3 protein-coding genes and 1 pseudogene are annotated in these 3,399 nt (G+C 43.0%); all 4 read left to right on the forward strand.

Annotation, left to right across the window (positions count from 1 at the left end; all coding sequences use genetic code 11):
* Window positions 1-110 (forward strand): annotated as a pseudogene (locus SMIDD26_RS12755) (arginine repressor); the annotation flags it as partial.
* A 6-nt stretch (window positions 111-116) separates the two neighbouring features.
* The gene (recN, locus tag SMIDD26_RS04350) at window positions 117-1,784 is read left to right on the forward strand and encodes a DNA repair protein RecN (RefSeq protein WP_061439140.1); all 1,668 of its coding nucleotides are present in this window, start codon (window positions 117-119) and stop codon (window positions 1,782-1,784) included.
* A 1-nt stretch (window position 1,785) separates the two neighbouring features.
* A complete protein-coding gene (locus SMIDD26_RS04355) occupies window positions 1,786-2,514 on the forward strand; it encodes a metallophosphoesterase family protein (protein ID WP_061439141.1) in 729 nt (242 codons plus the stop codon).
* 79 nt (window positions 2,515-2,593) lie between these two features.
* A partial coding sequence (locus SMIDD26_RS04360; protein ID WP_134990161.1) for a GTP-binding protein occupies window positions 2,594-3,399 on the forward strand: 806 nt, incomplete at its 3' end.

A 3,399-nucleotide genomic window follows, 5' to 3' on the forward strand; every position in this document is an offset into this window, starting at 1 on the left:
CTTTTGCGGACAAGATTTTCAGCTGTTTGGCTGATGATAGCTCGATTTTAGTCATTGCCAGAAGTGAAAGTCTAGCTGAGGAAATCTTTGAACAAGTAAAAAATTGGTAGGTCTATATGTTACTTGAAATTTCGATAAAAAACTTTGCCATTATTGAGGCTATTTCCCTCAATTTTGAAAAGGGGATGACTGTTCTGACTGGTGAAACGGGTGCAGGGAAGTCGATTATCATTGATGCCATGAATATGATGTTGGGAGCTCGTGCGACGACAGATGTTATTCGTCATGGTGCGCCAAAGGCAGAGATTGAGGGGCTTTTCTCGGTTGAGAATAGTCGACTTTTACAGGAAATTTTTGATGAGCAAGGTTTAGAATTGGGTGATGAAATTATCATTCGTCGGGAAATCTTGCAAAATGGTCGGAGTATTAGTCGTGTCAATGGCCAGATGGTTAATCTGTCTGTTTTGCGTGCTATTGGACAACATCTTGTGGATATACATGGTCAGCATGACCAAGAAGAGTTAATGCGTCCTCAACTTCATATCCAGATGTTGGATGAATTTGGCGATGCAGCTTTTTGGAACTTGAAAGAAACCTATCAGACGAGTTTTGATGCTTATCGGAAAATGCGCAAGCAGGTTCTGGAAGTCAAGAAAAACCAACAAGAACATAAGGCACGTATCGAAATGTTGGAATTTCAAATGGCAGAGATTGAGTCAGCAAACTTGCAGGCTGGAGAAGATTTGGCTCTCAATCAAGAGCGTGATAAACTTCTCAATCACAAAAATATTGCGGATACACTGACCAATACCTACAGTATGTTAGACAATGAAGAGTTTTCAAGTCTAGCCAATGTTCGTTCGGCCATGAATGACATGGAAAGTGTTGAAGAGTACGACCCTGAATACCGTGAAATTTCAAGCTCTTTGTCTGAGACCTACTATGTCTTAGAAGATATTAGCAAGCGTCTGGAAGCTATTATTGAGGACCTTGATTTTGATGGCAATCGCCTCATGCAGGTTGAGAATCGTTTGGATCTCCTTCATACTATTACTCGTAAGTATGGTGGGACTGTTGATGATGTTTTGCTTTATTTTGCCAAGATTACGGAAGAATACAATCTCTTGACAGGAAATAACCTTTCATCTGAGGACATGGAAGCAGAGCTCAAGAAATTGGAAGTCAATCTTGTCGATTTGGCAGGTCAGCTTGCCTCTGCTCGTCATGACTTGGCCCAGCAGCTCGAAGCAGAGATTAAACAAGAACTGCAAGACCTTTATATGGAAAAAGCCCAGTTTCAAGTTCGTTTTAGCAAGGGCAAATTCAGCCGTGAGGGCAATGAAATGGTCGAATTTTACATTTCAACCAACCCTGGCGAAGATTTTAAACCCTTGGTCAAGGTTGCATCTGGCGGAGAATTGTCTCGTCTCATGCTAGCCATTAAGTCTGCCTTTTCACGTAAAGAAGGCAAGACAAGTATAGTCTTTGATGAGGTGGATACAGGAGTTTCAGGCCGTGTAGCTCAGGCCATTGCACAGAAGATTCACAAGATTGGCCAACATGGTCAGGTTCTGGCTATTTCCCATTTGCCACAAGTGATTGCGATTGCGGATTATCAATTCTTTATTGAAAAGATTAGCAATGAGCATTCAACAGTTTCGACTGTTCGTCTCTTGACGGTTGAAGAGCGAGTGGAGGAAGTTGCCAAGATGTTGGCAGGTGATGATGTGACAGAAGCTGCCCTGACACAAGCCAGAGAATTGTTGAGAAACAGGGAGAAATAAGATGACAGACTATTATGTAATTGGAGATGTTCACGGAAAAGCTGGGATGCTGAAAGACCTTCTCAAAACATGGAAAGGTCAGACCCAGTTGCTCTTTCTAGGTGACTTGATTGACCGTGGTGAAGATAGTCGCAGTGTCCTTGAAATGGTCAAGGACTTAGTGGACAATCAAGGGGCAATCTGTTTGTCAGGAAACCACGAGTATATGTTTTTGACTTGGCTCGATAACCCAGAAGAAAGCTATGACCACTATCGTCGCAATGGTGGAGATACAACTATTAACTCTATCCTAGGTCGTCCCTTGGATGCACCAGTTGATGGAGTAGAAGATGCCAAGCGTGTTGCCACTGAAGCAGCAGACTTGGTCGAATTTATTCGTCAAATGCCATTTGTGGTAGAGACAGACAAGTATATCTTTGTTCATGCAGGTATTGATTTGACCTTGGATGACTGGCATGAAACAACAGATTATAAGAAAGTCTGGCTTAGAAAGCCATTCCACGAAGCAGAAAATCATACTGGGAAAACCATTGTCTTTGGTCACACACCGGTTTATGGTTTGCTGAAGCAAGAGCGAGGTACAGCTGAGCTTTGGACTACAGAAGATGGCAAGATTGGAATGGATGGAGGAGCTGTTTATGGTGGTGTCCTTCATGGGATTGTCTTTACAGACCAAGGAATGACAGAACACCACTTTATCGAAAATGACGGCTTTGTCGCTGAAGATTAGTACTCCTAGCAGGGTATGGTCTTGTCAAAAATGTCAAAAACAATTTATAATAAATAGATACCCTGAAAGGAAGAGAATCATGAACTTAGAAGAATTGAAAAAACGACAGGAGAAGATCCGTAACTTCTCTATCATCGCTCATATTGACCATGGGAAATCGACTCTTGCAGACCGCATTTTGGAAAAGACAGAGACAGTATCCAGTCGTGAAATGCAAGCTCAACTTTTGGATAGTATGGATTTAGAGCGGGAACGTGGGATTACCATTAAGTTAAATGCCATCGAGCTGAATTATACTGCAAAAGATGGGGAAACTTATATTTTCCACTTGATTGACACGCCGGGGCACGTAGACTTCACCTATGAAGTTTCACGTTCTCTCGCTGCCTGTGAGGGAGCGATTTTGGTAGTTGATGCTGCTCAAGGGATTGAGGCTCAAACCCTTGCCAACGTTTATCTAGCCTTGGACAATGATTTGGAAATCATGCCAGTCATTAACAAAATTGACCTGCCAGCTGCAGATCCTGAGCGCGTGCGTACGGAGATTGAAGATGTCATTGGTTTGGATGCCAGTGAAGCAGTTTTGGCTTCTGCCAAGGCTGGTATTGGTATCGAAGAAATTCTCGAGCAAATCGTAGAAAAAGTGCCAGCTCCAACAGGTGATGTGACGGCGCCACTTAAGGCCTTGATTTTTGACTCAGTTTACGATGCTTACCGTGGGGTTATTCTCCAAGTGCGTGTCATGGACGGAGTAGTCAAACCTGGCGATAAGATTCAGCTTATGAGCAATGGTAAGACCTTTGATGTGACCGAAGTTGGTATTTTTACACCCAAAGCAGTTGGTCGTGATTTCCTTGCGACTGGGGACGTTGGTTATATTGCGGC

The organism is Streptococcus mitis (assembly GCF_001579035.1).
Taxonomy (GTDB): Bacteria; Bacillota; Bacilli; order Lactobacillales; family Streptococcaceae; genus Streptococcus; species Streptococcus mitis_J.

Excerpts from the sequence above, each read along its gene's own strand:
- recN (WP_061439140.1), top strand. The coding sequence starts at position 117 with ATGTTACTTGAAATTTCGATAAAAAACTTTGCCATTATTGAGGCTATT.
- SMIDD26_RS04355 (WP_061439141.1), top strand. The coding sequence starts at position 1,786 with ATGACAGACTATTATGTAATTGGAGATGTTCACGGAAAAGCTGGGATG.